Below are 792 nucleotides of genomic sequence, written 5' to 3' on the forward strand. Positions count from 1 at the left end.
GGCCTGCGGGTCGCGGAGAAGGCGGTGCGCGAGGTCGAGTCCGGCAGCGTCGAGCGCACGGTGCGCTGGCTGCGCGGCCACTACCGGGAGGCGCTGCGCACCGGGCTGCTGGATTCCACCGAGGACCTGGACGTCATCCTGCTCGCCGTGGAGCTCGGCGCTGCCGTCACCTCGGCGGACCGGGGCCTGATGCAGTGGGCGGAGAAGGGTGGTCTGCGGCTGATGCCCGCCGAGCGGCTGCACGGGCTGATGGTCCACCTGGCGGGCGGGTCGGGAGACGGGGGCGACAGTCGAACGATCAGGAAGGACGGAGCCGAATGAGCGGAAGCAGGACACACAACTACCGGGTCGATCTCACCTGGCAGGGCAACCGCGGTACCGGCACCAGCGATTACCGCGTCTACGGGCGCGAGTACGTCATCGCCGGCGCGGACAAGCCGGTCCTCACCGGTTCCGCCGATCCGGCCTTTCTCGGCGACTCTGCCCACTACAATCCCGAGGAGATGCTGGTGGCGGCGCTGTCGGCCTGCCACATGCTGTGGTACCTGCACCTGTGCGCGGACGCCGGGGTCGTCGTGACCGCCTATGAGGACGGCGCGAGCGGCGCCATGGCGCGGGTCGGCGACGGCCTTCAGTTCACGGAGGTGGTCCTCGCACCCCGGGTCGCGCTGACCCCGGGTGCCGACCGTGAGCGGGCCCTGGCGTTGCACGGGGAGGCCCATGCGCGCTGTTTCATCGCCCGTTCGGTGAACTTCCCGGTGCGCTGCCGCCCGGAGATCCGCCCGGACGCCT

The 792-nt window shown here is 71.3% G+C and carries 2 protein-coding genes; both read left to right on the plus strand.

From position 1 onward, the window contains the following. On the plus strand, positions 1-321 hold a 321-nt coding region (locus tag G7A99_RS22300; RefSeq protein ID WP_305792358.1), incomplete at its 5' end, for a PIN domain-containing protein. Next, the coding region (locus G7A99_RS22305; protein WP_163144194.1) for an OsmC family protein at positions 318-792 on the plus strand (475 nt) is incomplete at its 3' end. The genes G7A99_RS22300 and G7A99_RS22305, both read left to right, overlap by 4 nt.

The sequence above is a fragment of the Arhodomonas sp. KWT genome, from assembly GCF_010993615.1.